This window comes from Rhodanobacter sp. G1, assembly GCF_055397855.1.
In genome coordinates this window covers 2,056,011-2,071,935 of the sequence record NZ_AP039674.1, presented here as the reverse complement: position 1 = coordinate 2,071,935, position 15,925 = coordinate 2,056,011, and the positions used below count along the sequence as shown (strand labels likewise).

General features: G+C 68.4%; 13 protein-coding genes. 11 read left to right on the top strand and 2 right to left on the bottom strand.

What is annotated here, in order from left to right; translation table 11 throughout:
- Positions 1–80 precede the first annotated feature (80 nt).
- On the top strand, positions 81–716 hold the full coding sequence (locus tag ACZ5Z2_RS09310; RefSeq protein WP_464758293.1) for a response regulator transcription factor: 636 nt from the start codon (positions 81–83) through the stop codon (positions 714–716).
- Here the strand turns inward: ACZ5Z2_RS09310 and recN are convergent.
- On the bottom strand, positions 713–2,383 hold the full coding sequence (recN, locus tag ACZ5Z2_RS09305) for a DNA repair protein RecN (RefSeq protein WP_464758292.1): 1,671 nt from the start codon (positions 2,381–2,383) through the stop codon (positions 713–715). The two genes, ACZ5Z2_RS09310 and recN, sit on opposite strands and share 4 nt — an antisense overlap.
- Before the next feature lie 193 nt (positions 2,384–2,576).
- On the opposite strand from recN, the gene hrcA reads away from it, so the two are divergent.
- The 7 genes from hrcA to ACZ5Z2_RS09270 all read left to right on the top strand — a co-directional run bounded on the left by hrcA (position 2,577) and on the right by ACZ5Z2_RS09270 (position 10,037).
- A complete protein-coding gene (hrcA, locus tag ACZ5Z2_RS09300; protein ID WP_464758291.1) occupies positions 2,577–3,638 on the top strand; it encodes a heat-inducible transcriptional repressor HrcA in 1,062 nt (353 codons plus the stop codon).
- A 72-nt stretch (positions 3,639–3,710) separates the two neighbouring features.
- Positions 3,711–4,235: a nucleotide exchange factor GrpE gene (gene grpE / locus ACZ5Z2_RS09295; protein ID WP_464758290.1), complete on the top strand. Its 525-nt coding sequence runs from the start codon at positions 3,711–3,713 to the stop codon at positions 4,233–4,235.
- A gap of 122 nt (positions 4,236–4,357) precedes the next feature.
- Entirely contained in the window at positions 4,358–6,271 is a 1,914-nt protein-coding gene (gene dnaK / locus ACZ5Z2_RS09290; RefSeq protein ID WP_464758289.1) for a molecular chaperone DnaK, read from the top strand.
- A 125-nt stretch (positions 6,272–6,396) separates the two neighbouring features.
- Positions 6,397–6,975: a TMEM175 family protein gene (locus tag ACZ5Z2_RS09285; RefSeq protein ID WP_464758288.1), complete on the top strand. Its 579-nt coding sequence runs from the start codon at positions 6,397–6,399 to the stop codon at positions 6,973–6,975.
- Positions 6,972–8,093: a molecular chaperone DnaJ gene (gene dnaJ / locus ACZ5Z2_RS09280; RefSeq protein WP_464758287.1), complete on the top strand. Its 1,122-nt coding sequence runs from the start codon at positions 6,972–6,974 to the stop codon at positions 8,091–8,093. Before ACZ5Z2_RS09285 ends, dnaJ begins: the two co-directional genes overlap by 4 nt.
- A gap of 48 nt (positions 8,094–8,141) precedes the next feature.
- Positions 8,142–8,939, top strand: a complete 798-nt coding sequence (gene dapB / locus ACZ5Z2_RS09275) for a 4-hydroxy-tetrahydrodipicolinate reductase (RefSeq protein WP_464758286.1) — start codon at positions 8,142–8,144, stop codon at positions 8,937–8,939.
- A gap of 93 nt (positions 8,940–9,032) precedes the next feature.
- Complete coding sequence (locus ACZ5Z2_RS09270; protein ID WP_464758285.1) at positions 9,033–10,037, top strand: sodium:calcium antiporter; 1,005 nt, start codon at positions 9,033–9,035, stop codon at positions 10,035–10,037.
- Positions 10,038–10,046: 9 nt separating this feature from the next.
- On the opposite strand, the gene ACZ5Z2_RS09265 is transcribed toward ACZ5Z2_RS09270, so the two are convergent.
- Entirely contained in the window at positions 10,047–10,742 is a 696-nt protein-coding gene (locus ACZ5Z2_RS09265; RefSeq protein ID WP_464758284.1) for a 2OG-Fe(II) oxygenase, read from the bottom strand.
- 215 nt (positions 10,743–10,957) lie between these two features.
- Between ACZ5Z2_RS09265 and carA the strand changes: the two genes are divergently transcribed.
- Genes carA through greA form a run of 3 tightly spaced genes read left to right on the top strand, consistent with a single transcriptional unit; the run spans position 10,958 to position 15,820 of the window.
- Positions 10,958–12,115, top strand: a complete 1,158-nt coding sequence (gene carA / locus ACZ5Z2_RS09260) for a glutamine-hydrolyzing carbamoyl-phosphate synthase small subunit (RefSeq protein WP_464758283.1) — start codon at positions 10,958–10,960, stop codon at positions 12,113–12,115.
- Between the two features lies 1 nt (position 12,116).
- Positions 12,117–15,344, top strand: a complete 3,228-nt coding sequence (gene carB / locus ACZ5Z2_RS09255; protein ID WP_464758282.1) for a carbamoyl-phosphate synthase large subunit — start codon at positions 12,117–12,119, stop codon at positions 15,342–15,344.
- Positions 15,341–15,820: a transcription elongation factor GreA gene (gene greA, locus ACZ5Z2_RS09250; RefSeq protein ID WP_464758281.1), complete on the top strand. Its 480-nt coding sequence runs from the start codon at positions 15,341–15,343 to the stop codon at positions 15,818–15,820. The genes carB and greA overlap by 4 nt, the downstream gene beginning before the upstream one ends.
- The last annotated feature ends 105 nt before the right edge of the window (positions 15,821–15,925 follow it).

Genomic DNA, 15,925 nt, shown 5'->3' with positions numbered 1-15,925 from the left:
CCGCAGTGGCAAGGGCGGCGGGAACATCCGGGCCGCGAAGCCCGGATGCTTTCTGCAACTCAAGCTCCTAGAGTAGACCCATGTACAGCATTGTCCTGGTCGACGACCACGCCATCGTGCGCGAAGGCTTCAAGCGGCTGATCGGGTTGGAGCCCGATTTCAAGGTGGTGAGCGAGTGCCGCAGCGCGGACGATGCCGTGGAGGCGGTGGCGCAGCATCGCCCCGACCTGGTGGCGCTGGATCTCTCCCTGCCTGACGGCAGCGGCCTGCCGCTGATCGAGCACCTGCGCAGCGTGGCGCCGGATACGCGCATCGTGGTGCTGAGCATGCACGACGGCGAGCCCTACGTTTCCGAAGCCTTGCGCCGCGGCGCAAGCGGCTATGTGACCAAGGGCGTGGCGCCGGAGGAACTGGTGGCCGGCCTGCGCGCGGTGATGCAGGGCGACCAGTTCCTGAGTTCCGACCTGCGCCAGCGCCGCGCCGAACAGCCGGAATCCGTGCTCGACCCCTTGAACCGCCTCACCGCCCGCGAGAACGAGGTGTTCCTGCTGCTGGCCTGCGGCAGGACGCCCAAGCAGGTGGCGGCGGAACTGGGCATCGGCCAGAAGACCGTCTACATCCACCGCGCCAGCGTGATGGGCAAGCTCAATGCGGGCTCGGAACTGGAGCTTTACCGCATGGCCAGCGAGCGCGGATTGCTGCCGGCCGCCAGCTAGGCCTGCGCGCGCTCCAGCATCTGCTTCGCGTGGGCGCGTGTCTCGCGGGTGATCTCCACGCCGCCCAGCATGCGCGCCAGCTCGTCGCGCCGGCCCTCGGCGTCCAGCGGCTGGATCTGCGTGCGGGTGTGGCCGCCTTCGCTGTGCTTGCTCACGTACAGGTGCGCGTGGCCCTGTGCGGCCACCTGCGGCAGGTGGGTCACGCACAGCACCTGGCGCTGGCCGCCCAGTGCGCGCAGCTTCTGGCCCACCACTTCGGCCACCGCGCCGCCGATGCCGCTGTCCACTTCGTCGAACACCATGGTGCCCACGCTGTCGTTGCCCAGCGTGGCGACTTCGATGGCGAGGCTGATGCGCGCCAGCTCGCCGCCGGAGGCCACCTTGCGCAGGGCGCGCGGTGGTTGGCCGGGGTTGGCGCTGACCAGCAGCTCGCAGCGTTCGCGACCCTGCGGGTCGGGTTCTTCGCCGTCGACGGGTTCCAGCTCGACCGTGAGCACGCCGCCGGCCATGCCCAGCTCGGCCATCAGCGCGCCGACTTCCTTGCCCAGCGTGTCGGCGGCCTTGCGGCGCGACTTGCCCAGCCTGTCGGCGGCCTGCTCATAGTCGGCGCGGGTGCGTTCGCGCTGGGCGGCGAGCTGCTCCAGCGCTTCGCCGGCGCCTTCCAGTTCGGCCAGTTCGTCGCGCAGCGCCGCGGCCTTGTCGTGCAGTTCGGCGACGGGCAGGCGGTGGCGCCGGCCGAGTTCGTGTAGGCGGGCGAGGTGGGCGTCCACTTCGGCGAAACGCTCGGGGTCGAGATCGACGTCCTGCGCGTAGCGGCCCAGCGTGTCGGCGGCTTCGCCCAACTGGATCGCGGCGTTGTCCAGCAGTTCCAGCGCGGGATTCAGCGCCTCGTCCAGCATGGCCAGTTTGCCGAGTTCGGCATGGGCGCGGCCCAGCGCGCGGCGCAGCGCGAACTCGCCGTCGCCGTCCAGCAGCTCGACCACGCCGGCGGCGCCCTCGGCGAGCCGGCCGGCATTGGCCAGGCGCTTGTGGCTGGCTTCGAGTTCCGCCAGCTCGGCGGGCGGCAGCGTCCATTGCTCCAGCTCGGCGAGTTCGTGGCGCAGCAGCGCCAGCCGTTGCTCGCGATCCTCGCCGCCGCTGAGGCGACGTATGCGTGCGCCCAGCTCGAGCCATTGCGTGGCCAGCTCGCGCACCTGGGTGGCCAACGGTTCGTGGCCGGCGTAGGCGTCGAGCAGGGCGAGCTGGTGCGCGCGGGAGAGCAGGGCCTGGTGCTCGTGCTGGCCGTGGATTTCCACCAGCAGGGTGGCGAGCTCGGAAAGCTGGCCGACGCTGGCGGGGCGGCCGTTGATCCAGGCGCGCGAGCTGCCCTCGGCGCGGATCACGCGGCGCAGCTGGCAGGCCGTGCCGTCGTCCAGTTCCTCGCGTGCCAGCCAGGCGCGGGCCTCGGGCAGGGCGGCGAGGTCGAATTCGGCGGACAGTTCGGCGCGGTCGCTGCCCGCACGCACCATGCCGCTGTCGGCGCGGGCGCCGGCGAGCAGCAGCAGGGCGTCCACCAGCAGCGACTTGCCGGCGCCGGTTTCGCCGCTGACTACGGTGAGCCCGGCGCCGAAATCGACTTCGGCCTGTTCGACGACGGCGAATTGGCGGACATGGAGCGAGATGAGCATGGCGGGCTGGCGGCAGTCCGTGTGTGGATCGGGCGATTGTAGTAGGAGCCCGCGCGGCGGAAGTCGTCCGGGTCGCATTCGCCTCGAACGTCTTCGCCGCGCAGGCCCCATGCCTGCCGCTACAATGCCGCGGCGCTTGCATGGCGGGCGCGCAGACCCTATCTCTTGGTCGTCTCACCGATTGCTACAGCGCATGTCCCGTCACCACGCCCATGAACTCGATGCACGCACGCGGCGCCTGCTGCGCAGCCTGATCGCGCAGTATCTGGTCGACGGCGAGCCGGTGGGTTCGCGCACGCTGTCGCGCTCGTCGGGGCTGGACGTGAGCCCGGCGACGATCCGCAACATCATGGCCGACCTGGAAGAGGCCGGCCTGGTCGCCTCGCCGCATACCTCGGCCGGGCGCATTCCCACGCCGCGCGGCCTGCGCCTGTTCGTGGACAGCCTGATCGAGCTGCAGCCGCTGCCGCACGAGGAAATGGCCCGCCTGCAGCGCGAGCTGCCGCCGGGGCAGGCCACCACGCGCGACCTGCTGGGCAACGCCTCGGCCCTGCTGTCGGCGATGACCCGTTTCGCCGGCGTGGTGACGGTGCCGCGGCAGGCGGACTTCCCGCTGCGCCACATCGACTTCGTGCCGCTGCCGGATGCGCGGGTGCTGGTGATCCTGGTGTTCTCCGACAATCAGGTGCAGAACCGCGTGGTGCAGCTGGCCAAGCCGCTGGAAGGCCGCGAGCTGGAGCAGGCGGCCAACTACATCAACGCCCATTTCGTCGGCCTGCGCGTGGACGACATCCGCGCCCACCTGCTGGCCGAGCTGCGTGCCGCGGGCAGCGAGCTGAACCGGCTGGTGGCGAACGCCACCGAGCTGGCCACGGCCTCGTTCGCGCCGCAGGCCGACGGCGACGACGTGCTGGTCAGCGGCCAGACCAACCTGATGGCCTGCGCCGAACTGGCCGACCTGCAGCGCCTGCGCGAGTTGTTCGAGGCGTTCCAGCAGAAGAACGGCTTGCTGCAGTTGATGGAGTCCTGCGCGCGGGCGCCCGGCGTGCGGCTGTTCATCGGCGAGGAATCGGGGTTTGCCGCGCTGGACGGCTGCAGCGTGGTCACCGCCAGCTACGGTGCGCAGGGGCGCGTGCTGGGCGCGGTGGGCGTGATCGGTCCCACCCGCATGGCCTACGAGCGGGTGATCCCGGTGGTGCAGGCCACCGCCGGCCTGCTCAGCGACGCCTTGAATCGCGTCGCGGCGGCCTCATAAGGGAGGCGGGGATTGCCCGCAAGTTTTATCGCTCGGCCACATGCTGGCCACGGACAAGGTTTGGAGCCACTCATGCAGAACAACGATCCGCACCCGGCACACGGTGCCGACGCCGCCAGCGAGGCGCTCCACGCCGACCTGGAAGCGCTCAAGGCCCGCGTGGCCGAGCTGGAAGCCAGCAACACCGAACTGCGCGAAACCGTGTTGCGCGAGAAGGCCGAGCTGGAAAACCAGCGCCGCCGCCTGCACCGCGACCTGGAGCAGGCCCGCCGTTTCGCCAACGAGAAGCTGCTGAACGAGTTGCTGCCCGTGTTCGACGGGCTGGAAAGCGGCTTGGCGGTGGAAACCGCCGACGTGGCGGCGATGCGCGAGGGCCTGGGCCTCACCCTGAAGTCGCTGCTCAAGATGGGCGAGAACCACGGCCTGGCGCAGGTCGATCCGCTGGGCCAGCCGCTCGACCCGGAGCGCCACCACGCGGTGAGCATGGTCGAGGCGCCCGGCGCGGCGGCAGGCACCGTGGTCAGCGTGCTGCAGAAGGGCTACGTGCTGAACGACCGCCTGCTGCGCCCCGCGCTGGTGGCCGTGGCGAAAGACTGAACCGCGCGCCATCGGGCGCGACGCATCCGGAGTTCCGTCGGCATTGATTCGCCGCACGCGAACCCCATCTGGAAAACCATTGCGCGGCCGTGGCGCCGCTTACGAGATTCGGGAGCTAACACATGGGCAAGATCATCGGCATCGACCTGGGCACCACCAATTCCTGCGTGTCCGTGATGGACGGCAGCACCACCAAGGTCATCGAGAACGCGGAAGGCGATCGCACCACGCCCTCCATCGTCGCTTTCAGCAAGGACGGCGAAGTGCTGGTCGGCGCGCCGGCCAAGCGCCAGGGCGTGACCAATCCCAAGAACACCTTCTATGCGGTGAAGCGCCTGATCGGCCGCAAGTTCACCGACGCCGAGGTGCAGAAGGACATCCACATCGTGCCGTACAGCATTGTCGCCAACGACAACGGCGACGCCTGGGTGGCGACCGCCGACGGCAAGAAGATGGCGCCGCCGGAAGTCTCCGCGAAGGTGCTGATGAAGATGAAGAAGACCGCCGAGGACTATCTCGGCGAGCCGGTCACCGAAGCTGTGATCACGGTGCCCGCCTACTTCAACGACAGCCAGCGCCAGGCCACCAAGGATGCCGGCCGCATCGCCGGCCTGGAAGTGAAGCGCATCATCAACGAGCCCACCGCGGCCGCATTGGCTTATGGGCTCGACAAGAAGGGCGGCGACCGCAAGATCGCGGTGTACGACCTGGGCGGCGGCACCTTCGACGTCTCGATCATCGAGATCGCCGAGGTCGACGGCGAGAAGCAGTTCGAAGTGCTGGCCACCAACGGCGACACCTTCCTCGGTGGCGAGGACTTCGACATGCGCGTCATCGACTACCTCGTCGAGGAATTCCAGAAGGATCAGGGCATCGACCTGCGCAAGGATCCGCTGGCCCTGCAGCGCCTGAAGGACGCCGCCGAGCGCGCCAAGATCGAGCTGTCCTCCTCGCACCAGACCGAGGTGAACCTGCCGTACGTGACGGCCGACGCCTCGGGTCCCAAGCACCTCAACATCAAGCTCACCCGCGCCAAGCTGGAGGCGCTGGTGGAAGACCTGGTCAAGCGCACCATCGAGCCCTGCCGCACCGCGCTCAACGACGCCGGCCTGCGCGTGTCCGACATCGACGAGGTGATCCTGGTCGGCGGCCAGACCCGCATGCCCAAGGTGCAGGAGTCGGTGAAGGACTTCTTCGGCAAGGAGCCGCGCAAGGACGTCAACCCGGACGAGGCCGTGGCCGTGGGCGCGGCGATCCAGGGCGGCGTGTTGGGCGGCTCGGTGAAGGACGTGCTGCTGCTCGACGTGACTCCGCTGTCGCTGGGCATCGAGACCATGGGCGGCGTGATGACCAAACTGATCGAGAAGAACACCACGGTGCCGACCAAGGCGGCGCAGACGTTCTCCACCGCCGACGACAACCAGACCGCGGTGACCGTGCACGTGCTGCAGGGCGAGCGCGAGCGCGCCAACGCCAACAAGTCGCTGGGCAAGTTCGACCTGCAGGGCATCGAGCCGGCGCCGCGCGGCATGCCGCAGATCGAGGTGACCTTCGACATCGACGCCAACGGCATCCTGCACGTGTCGGCCAAGGACAAGAAGACCGGCAAGGAGCAGAAGATCGAGATCAAGGCCGGCTCGGGCCTCTCCGAGGAGGAGATCGCCCGCATGGTGGCCGACGCCGAGGCCAACAAGGAAGAGGACAAGAAGTTCCACGAGCTTGTCGGCACCCGCAACAAGGCCGACCAGTTGGTGCACGCCACCCGCAGCGCGCTGAAGGAGCACGGCGGCAAGGTCGGCGCACAGATCGGCAGCATCGAGGAGGCGCTGTCGGAACTGGAGAAGGTCAAGGACGGCGACGACAAGGCGCTGATCGAGTCCAAGATCACCAAGCTGGAGCAGGCCGCGCAGGCGCTGTACGCCGCGGCCCAGGGCGGCCCCGCCGATGCCGGTGCGCAGCCGGGCCCGGGCGGCTCGGCCCAGCCCGACGACGTGGTGGACGCCGAGTTCACCGAGGTGAAGGACGACAAGAAGTAATCGCGCCCTGGCTCAAAACGAGCGCCGCGAAAGCAACGCTCGTTGTTGAAAAGTGCGGCCAGGGATGGCCGCCCGTTTGAGTTTCGCGCTCATGGACGAGCGCACAAGCTTTTCTGGGGGAAGCGATGGAAAAGGGGCGTCTGGAAGCCTTCAGCGATGGCGTGATGGCCATCATCATCACCATCATGGTGCTGGAGCTGAAGGTGCCGCATGGCGCGGGCTGGGAGGTGCTCGCCGCACAGTGGCCGGTGTTCCTCAGCTACGTGCTGAGCTTCGTCTACGTGGGCATCTACTGGAACAACCATCACCACTTCCTGCATACGGCGAAGAAGGTGGACGGCAGCGTGCTGTGGGCCAACCTGCACCTGCTGTTCTGGCTGTCGCTGATGCCGGTGGCCACGGGCTGGATGGGCGAGAACGAGTTCGCCCGGCTGCCGGTGGCGGTCTACGGTTTCGTGCTGCTGATGTGCGCCATCGCCTGGCTGCCGCTGCAATACAGCCTGATCTGCGCCAACGGCGGCAAGACCTCGCTGCTGGCGCAGGCGGTCGGCGGCGACTGGAAAGGCAAGCTGGCCGTCGCCATGTATCTGTCGGGCATCCTGCTGGCGTTCGTGGCGCCGTGGGTGTCCTGTGTTCTCTATGCCACGGTGGCAGCGATCTGGTTCGTTCCTGATCGGCGCATCGAATCGCGGATCAAGCAATGAGCAAGCGTGATTACTACGAAGTCCTCAGTGTCGAACGCACGGTCACCGAGGTCGAGCTGAAGAAGTCCTTCCGCCGCCTGGCGATGAAGTACCACCCGGATCGCAACCCCGACGATCCCGCGGCGCAGGAGAGGTTCAAGGAGGCCAAGGAGGCCTACGAAGTGCTCTCCGACGCGCAGAAGCGCGCCCTGTACGACCAGTACGGCCACGCCGCCTTCGAGGGCGGAATGGGTGGCCGCGGCGGCGCCGGCTTCGGCGACATGGGCGATATCTTCGGCGACATCTTCGGCGACATCTTCGGCGGAGGCCGCGGTCGCCAGCCGCGCCGCGGCGCCGACCTGCGCTACATCATGGAACTCGACCTGGAAGAGGCCGTGTTCGGCGTCGAACGCAAGATCGAGATCCCGTCCCAGGTCAACTGCCACCATTGCAACGGTAGCGGTTCGGCCGACGGCAAGACCACGCAATGCAAGACCTGCCACGGCCATGGCCGCGTGCGCATGCAGAACGGCATCTTTTCGATCCAGCAGGCCTGCCCGCATTGCGGCGGCAGCGGCCAGGCCATCGAGAAGCCCTGCAAGCAGTGCCACGGCGAAGGCCGGCTGGAGGAAACCCGCGCGCTGTCGGTGAAGATCCCCGCCGGCGTGGACAACGGCGACCGCATCCGCCTCACCGGCCAGGGCGAGGCCGGCCCGTCCGGCACGCCGGCAGGCGACCTGTACGTGGAAGTGCGCGTGCGCGAGCACAGGATTTTCCAGCGCGAGGGCAACGACCTCTACTGCGAGGTGCCGATCCGTTTCTCGCAGGCTGCCTTGGGCGCCGAATTGCCGGTGCCCACGCTGGAAGGCGAGGTGCCGATCACCATTCCGCCGGAAACCCAGACCGGCCAGAGCTTCCGCCTGCGCGGCCGTGGCGTGAAATCGGTGCGCAACGGCCGTACCGGCGACCTGATCTGCCGCGTGGTGGTGGAAACCCCGGTGCGCCTCACCCGGCAGCAGCGCGAGCTGCTGGAACAGCTCGAGGCCAGCTTCAACGAAGGCAAGGCCGCGGAGCACATGCCGCGCGCGCAGAGCTGGTTCGACGGCGTGAAGCAGTTCTGGTCGAAGGTGACTTCGTAAGCTGCTAACTTTGGACGTCCATTTGCCGCGCTCGCCGGGATGTCCGCCATGACCAGTTCGCCGATCCGCCTCGCCATCAACGGCGCCTCCGGCCGCATGGGGCGGGCGCTGCTTTCGCTGCTGCGCGAGGACGGCCGCTTCGAGTTGGCGCATGCGGTGGTGTCGCCAGGCTCGCCGCACGACGGCGAGCCGGTCTGGCTGGGACAGGCCCTGCGCCATGCGCACGACTGGTCGCGCGCGCCCGCGCTCGACGCGGTGATCGACTTCAGCGGCACGGCCGGCCTGGCCGCCGCGCTGGATCATTGCCTTGCACGCGGCATCCCGCTGGTCACCGGCACCACCGGCCTCGACGCTGCCCTGCAGGCGCGGCTGGAGGCCGCCGGCGAGCGCATCGCGCTGCTGCGCGCGGCGAACTTCAGCCTCGGCGTGGCGCTGCTGACGCGCCTGTTGCGCGAGGCCGCCGCCGCGCTGCCGGAGTGGGATCTGGAAATCGTCGAGGCCCACCACGGCCGCAAGCAGGACGCGCCCTCGGGCACCGCGCTGGCGCTGGGGCAGGTTGCCGCCGCCGCGCGCGACACCACGCTGGACGCCTCCGCCGTGTACAGCCGCGAAGGTCGCACGGGCGAGCGCGTTCCCGGCAGCATCGGCTTCGCCGTCGTGCGCGGCGGCGACATCGTGGGCGAGCACCAGGCGCTGCTGATCGGGGCGGGCGAACGGCTGGAACTGGGGCACCGCGCCATCGACCGCGCGATCTTCGCCCGTGGCGCGCTGCAGGCGGCGCACTGGCTGGTCGGCCGTGCCGCCGGGCATTGGCGGCTGGAAGACGTACTCGCCACGCCGGGCTGAGCGCGGCCGCACGAACCCGCAAAAACTTGCCATGCCCTGCGGCAGCCGCTAGCGTCGCCCGTTTGTCGCCATCGCGCTTGGCCCGTGCATTCCATGCTGCTTGCCCTCGTCTTGTTCCTCGCTTCCGCCGGTGCGATCTATCTCGCCTGCGAGTACTTCGTCAACGGCGTCGAGTGGCTGGGCCGCAAGCTCGATCTGGGCGCCACCGCCACCGGCACCGTGCTGGCCGCGTTCGGCACCGCCTTGCCGGAGAGCGCGGTCACCTTCATCGCGGTGATCTTCGGCAAGACGCCCGAGGCGCGCGACATCGGCGTCGGCGCCGCGATGGGCGGGCCGCTGGCGCTGGCCACGGTGGCCTATGCGGTGGTCGGCATCGCGCTGTGGAGCAACCGCAAGCGCCTGCAGCGCACGGACGGCCTGGTGCACGTCGACCACCGGCGGCTGGCGCGCGACCAGGCATGGTTCCTGGCGATCTTCGCGCTCAAGGTCGGCCTGGGCCTGGTGGCCTTCGCGTTCAAGCCCGCGCTCGGCGTGGTGTTCCTGCTGGCCTACGCGCTGTACGTGTGGCGCGAGATGCGCAGCGACGACACGGCGCCGGAAGAGGAGGAGATCGAGCCGCTGAAGCTGCGTCCGCGCGATGCCGCGCCCGCACTGCGCTGGGTGGCGGCGCAGGCCACGGCGGCGCTTACCGTGATCGCGGTGGCTTCGCGCGTGTTCGTGGGCCAGCTTGAGGCGATCGGCGCGGCTTTCGCGCTGCCGCCGCACCTGGTGGCGCTGGTGCTGAGCCCGGTGGCGACCGAGCTGCCGGAGACGCTCAATGCGCTGATCTGGGTGCGCCAGGGCAAGGAGCGCCTGGCGCTGGCCAACATCTCCGGCGCCATGATGATCCAGGCCACCATCCCCAGCGCGCTGGCGATCTTCGCCACGCCGTGGCTGTTCGACACGCCGCTGATCGTGTCCGGCGTGCTCACCGCGGCGGCCATCGCCTACCTGTGGTGGCTGTTCCGCCGCGGCCGCGTGGACGCTCGCCGGCTGTTGCCGGTGGGCCTGCTGTACGGCGTGTTCGCCGTTTTCGTGGCCTGGCATTTCGCCCGCTGACGGAGCGGCTCAGTCGCGATGCGCGGCGTTGCGGTCGCGGCCGGCGCCGTAGCGCGTGTCCAGCTTGCCGAACAGCTTCTTGAACAGGCGGGAGAACTTGCCGCGCCTGGTCTTGCGCAGTTTCTCCTCCTCGCTGGTGAGCCAGGCCACCTGGATCACCCGGCGCTCGCCCTCGTAGGGCAAGTGGCCGTGGAATGAGTTGTCGCTGCGCTTGAACACGGCGAACTCGCCATACAGCGGCGGCAGCTCGGGCGCCACCAGGGCATCGATGTCGTCGATCCTGGCGAGGAAGCGCAGGCAGCCGTCGCTGGTGTCGGGCCACCGTGGGTTGAGGTAGAGCAGGGCGGTGGCCACCTTGGACTTGCTGTCGGTGTGGATGGTGCCGTGGCGCCTGTTGAGCAGGCGGCACAGCGTCACCAGGGTCGGGTACTGGCCGAGGTTCTCGATGCCCAGCTTGCCCCCGATCAGGTCGGCGAAGCCGGGCGCGGTGAGCTGTTCGACTAGCGTATTGATGGTTGGGCCGCAGTCGGCCGGATCCCACGGGAAGAAGCCGGCACTGGGGTAGCGCGGGAAATCGCGATCCAGGTCGCCGCGGGCCTCCTCGGGCAACTGGCCGTGAGCCACCATGAAGGGGAACGGCTCAAGCCGCACCAGGGTGTCCGGGCGGTCGAGGCGGGTCGGGTCGAGCAGGGCGTCCTGGCTCATGGCGGTGCTTCGTTACCCTTGGTTGACGTCGCGCGAGTGTAGCGTCGCACGACGATACGCAAGCTGACGAAATCCACGCTTCATGCACGATCCGAAGTGGACAGAAAGCGCCCCGACGCCTATCATTGCCACCCGCCCGAACGTCCTCCCTTCCAAGGTTCACAAGCCTGCTTCCCGCGGCTTGCGGACTTTGCTGCACCCGAAAGGCGGTTCCCATGTCCATCCCCGCTCTGCTTGCCCTCGAAGACGGCAGCGTGTTCCACGGCCACGCCGTGGGCGCCTCCGGCGAAACCGTCGGCGAGGTGGTTTTCAATACCGCCATGACCGGGTACCAGGAGATCCTCACCGATCCCTCGTACTCGCGCCAGCTCGTCACCCTCACGTATCCGCACATCGGCAACACCGGCTGCAACGCCGAGGACGCCGAGTCCACCGCCGTGCACGCTGCCGGCCTGATCGTGCGCGACGTGCCGCGCCGCGCGAGCAATTGGCGCAGCAGCGAAAGCCTGCCGGACTATCTCGAGCGCCACGGCATCGTGGCCATCGCCGGTATCGACACGCGCCGGCTCACCCGCATCCTGCGCGACAAGGGCGCGCTCGGCGGCTGCATCGTGGCCGGCGAAACCGTCGACGCCGAAGCTGCACTGGCGAAGGCGCGCGCTTTCCCCGGTCTCAATGGCATGGATCTGGCCAAGGTGGTCAGCGTCGCCGCGCCGTACCAGTGGCAGGAAGGCGTCTACGACCTCGACAAGACGGCCTTCAATCGGCCATGCACGCCGTCCAGGGGCAAGCGCTTCAAGGTGGTGGCCTACGACTTCGGCGTGAAGCAGAACATCCTGCGCCTGCTGGCGGAGCAGGGCTGCGACATCACCGTGGTGCCCGCGCAGACGCAGGCGGCCGACGTGCTGGCGATGGAGCCCGACGGCGTGTTCCTCTCCAACGGCCCCGGCGACCCGGCGGCCTGCGACTATGCCATCGCCGCCGCTAGGGTTTTCCTCGAGGCGAAGATCCCGCTGTTCGGCATCTGCCTCGGTCACCAGATCATGGGACTGGCGCTGGGCGCGAAGACGCTGAAGATGAAGTTCGGCCACCACGGCGCCAACCATCCCGTGAAGGATCACGACGACGGCCGTGTGCTGATCACTTCGCAGAACCACGGCTTCGCGGTCGATCCGGCCACGCTGCCGGCCAACGTGCGCGTCACCCACAGCTCGCTGTTCGACGGTTCGCTGCAGGGCTTCGCGCTCACCGACCGCCCGGCGTTCTGCTTCCAGGGCCACCCGGAGGCGAGCCCCGGCCCGCACGACATTGGTTATCTCTTCGATAGGTTTGCAAAGATGATGTCCGCCAAGCTGATGCAGGAGGCCCGCTGAGATGGCCAAGCGTACCGACATCAAGAGCATTCTCATCATCGGCGCCGGCCCGATCGTCATCGGCCAGGCCTGCGAGTTCGACTACTCCGGCGCACAGGCCTGCAAGGCGCTGAAGGAAGAGGGCTACCGCGTCATCCTGGTGAACTCCAACCCCGCCACCATCATGACCGACCCGGAGACGGCCGACGCCGTCTACATCGAGCCGATCAACTGGCAGACGGTGGAGCGCATCATCGCCAAGGAGCGCCCGGACGCGGTGCTGCCGACGATGGGCGGCCAGACCGCGCTGAACTGCGCGCTCGACCTCGCCGACCACGGCGTGCTGGACAAGTACGAGGTCGAGCTGATCGGCGCCAAGCGCGACGCGATCCGCATGGCCGAAGACCGCGAGCTGTTCAAGCAGGCGATGGCCGAGATCGGCCTGGACTGCCCCAAGGCCGAGGTCGCCCGGAGCTTCGAGCAGGCGCTGGACATCCAGACCCGCGTGGGCTTCCCTACCATCATCCGCCCCAGCTTCACGCTGGGCGGTTCGGGCGGCGGCATCGCCTACAACAAGGAAGAGTTCGAGGAGATCGCCAAGCGCGGCCTTGACCTTTCGCCCGTGCACGAGATCCTCGTCGAGGAGTCGGTGCTGGGCTGGAAGGAGTTCGAGATGGAGGTGGTGCGCGACACCGCGGACAACTGCATCATCGTGTGCTCCATCGAGAACCTCGACCCGATGGGCGTGCACACCGGCGACTCGATCACCGTGGCGCCGGCGCAGACGCTCACCGACAAGGAATACCAGCGCCTGCGCGATGCCTCCATCGCGGTGCTGCGCAAGATCGGCGTGGACACCGGCGGCTCCAACGTGCAGTTCGGCATCAACGCCGAGAACGGCCGCGTCGTCGTCATCGAGATGAACCCGCGCGTGTCGCGCTCGTCCGCGCTGGCCTCCAAGGCCACCGGTTTCCCGATCGCCAAGATCGCGGCGAAGCTGGCGGTGGGCTACACGCTGGACGAGCTCAGGAACGACATCACCGGCGGCCTCACGCCGGCTTCGTTCGAGCCGACCATCGACTACGTGGTCACCAAGATTCCCCGGTTTGCGTTCGAGAAGTTCCCGGCCGCCGACGCGCGCCTCACCACCCAGATGAAGTCGGTGGGCGAGGTGATGGCGATGGGTCGCACCTTCCACGAATCGCTGCAGAAGGCGCTGCGCGGCCTGGAGATCGGCAAGACCGGCCTCAACCCGACCGGGCTGGATCTCGGCTCGGACGACGGCATCGCCAGGCTCAAGCGCGAGCTGCGCGAGCCGCGGCCCGATCGCGTGTTCCATCTAGCCGACGCGTTCCGCGCTGGCCTCTCGCTGGACGAGGTGTACGGCCTCAGCCGCGTCGATCCCTGGTTCCTCGCCGCGTTCGAGGACATCGTGCTGGCCGAGCAGGACGTACAGGCGCAGGGCATCGCCGCGCTGGACGCGCCGCGCATGCGCGAGCTGAAGCGCATGGGTTTCGCCGACGCGCGCATCGCGGAGCTGATCGGTTCCGACGAGGCCGCCGTGCGCCACCTGCGCCGCACCCTGGGCGTGCGCCCGGTGTACAAGCGCGTGGACTCCTGCGCCGCCGAGTTCGCCACCACCACGGCCTACATGTACTCGACCTACGAGGAAGAGTGCGAGGCCAACCCGACGAACCGCGACAAGATCATCGTGCTCGGCGGCGGCCCCAACCGCATCGGCCAAGGCATCGAGTTCGACTACTGCTGCGTGCACGCCGCGCTGGCGCTGCGCGAGGACGGCTATGAAACCATCATGGTCAACTGCAACCCGGAAACCGTCTCTACCGACTACGACACTTCGGATCGCCTGTATTTCGAGCCGTTGACGCTGGAAGACGTGCTGGAGATCGTCGACCTGGAGAAGCCCAAGGGCGTGATCGTGCAGTACGGCGGCCAGACCCCGCTGAAGCTGGCGCGCGCCTTGGAAGCGGCCGGCGCGCCTATCATCGGCACTTCGCCCGATTCCATCGACCTCGCCGAGGATCGCGAGCGCTTCCAGCAGATGATCGTGAAGCTGGGCCTGCGCCAGCCGCCGAACCGTACCGCGCGCAACGCCGACGAGGCGCTGGCGCTGGCACGCGAGATCGGCTACCCGCTGGTGGTGCGCCCGAGCTACGTGCTGGGCGGCCGCGCGATGGAGGTGGTGTACGACGACGCCGACCTGTCGCGCTACATCCGCGAGGCGGTGCAGGTGTCCAACGACTCGCCGGTGCTGCTGGATCGCTTCCTCGACCATGCGGTCGAGGTGGACGTGGACATCATCGCCGACCAGGCCGGCAACGTGCTGATCGGCGGCATCATGGAGCACATCGAGGAGGCCGGCGTGCATTCGGGCGACTCGTCCTGCTCGCTTCCGCCGTATTCGCTCGGCGCCGAGGTGCAGGACGAAATGCGCCGGCAAGTGGCTGCCATGGCGAAGGAGCTGAAGGTCGTCGGCCTGATGAACACCCAGTTCGCGATCCAGGGCGACACCGTGTTCATCCTTGAAGTGAACCCGCGCGCCTCGCGCACCGTGCCGTTCGTCTCCAAGGCCACCGGCGTGCCGCTGGCCAAGATCGCCGCGCGCGCGATGGCCGGCAGGTCGCTGCCGGAGCAGGGCACCACGAAGGAAGTGATTCCCTCGTACTACTCGGTGAAGGAAGCGATCTTCCCGTTCCTGAAGTTCCAGAACGTGGATCCCATCCTCGGCCCCGAGATGCGTTCCACCGGCGAAGTGATGGGCGTGGGCCGCAGCTTCGGCGCAGCCTTCGCTCGCGGCCACGATGCCGCCGGCATCAAGGCGCCGCCCAGGGGCAAGGTGTTTGTGTCGGTGCGCGACGCCGACAAGGATCGCCTGCTGCCGGTGGCGCAGGAGGTGCTGCGCCGCGGCTTCAGCTTGGTCGCCACCGCCGGTACGGCGGCCTACCTCAGTGAGCGCGGCGTGGTCTGCGAGCGCATCAACAAGGTGGCCGAGGGCCGTCCGCACATCGTCGACCTGATCAAGAACGGCGAGATCGTCTATATCGTCAACACCACCGAGGGCAAGCAGGCGATCGCCGACTCGTTCTCGATCCGGCGCGAGGCGTTGCAGCAGCGCGTCACCTATTCCACCACCGTCGCAGGCGCGCGTGCGCTGGTGCATTCGCTGGATTTCCACGACAGCGAAGCCGTGCACAGCCTGCAGGAACTGCACAAGGAGCTGAGCGCATGAGCAATCGCGCCCCCATCACCAAGGTCGGTTCGGAGCGCTTGCGCGCCGAGCTGGAAAAGCTGAAGTCGGAAGACCGGCCGCGCATCATCGCGGCCATCGCCGAGGCGCGTGCGCACGGCGACCTCAAGGAAAACGCCGAATATCACGCCGCGCGCGAGCTGCAGAGCTTCATCGAGGGCCGCATCGGCCAGCTCGAGGCGCTGCTTTCCACTGCCGAGGTGATCGACGTGTCGCGCCTCAACCCGGGCAGCAAGGTGGTGTTCGGCGCCATCGTGGATCTGGCGGACGAGGACAGCGGCGCCGAAGTGACCTACCAGATCGTGGGCGACCTCGAAGCCGACATCAAGCAGGGCCTGATCGCCGTGTCCTCGCCGATCGCCCGCGCCTTGATCGGCAAGAACGAAGGCGACAGCTTCGAGTTCACCGCGCCGAACGGCGTGAAGCACTACGAAATCATCGGCGTGCGCTACGCGTAGGACGCGTATTCCGGTGTGCGGTCGCGCGCACGGCCCCAAAGCAAAGGCCCCGCATTCGCGGGGCCTTTGCTTTGGGGCACAAAAAAACCGCGAATCGCGCGGCTT